Raw genomic sequence first — 287 nt, 5'->3', positions numbered from 1 at the left:
TGCTTTTTTGCAGAAGGAAATAATCAAGAACTTGAAATAATGGCAATAGATTTTATTAAGGAACCTGGTGATCGTATACAGGGGCCTATGGTTCAAATGAAATTATTACGGGGCACTACAACAGATATGTTAGTTGTGAAATTATCTCATCTATGTTCAGATGGTGCAGGAGTCAAGGAATATATTAAATTGCTTGGAACAATATATACGCACCTTTCATTGGGACGGTCTAAGAAGCAAATTATAAAGGAATTTGATGAGGGAAATGAGAGTTGTCGAGATCAATC

Annotated in this window: 1 pseudogene; it reads left to right on the top strand. The window is 35.5% G+C overall.

What is annotated here, in order from left to right:
• A pseudogene (locus HFD78_RS29190) lies at positions 1 to 287 on the top strand (hypothetical protein); the annotation flags it as partial.

Source organism: Bacillus sp. EKM501B (assembly GCF_011800505.1).
GTDB classification, from domain to species: domain Bacteria; phylum Bacillota; class Bacilli; order Bacillales; family Bacillaceae_G; genus Bacillus_A; species Bacillus_A cereus.
The sequence above is the reverse complement of the archived record's forward strand: the minus strand, read 5'-3'. Positions and strand labels throughout refer to the sequence as shown.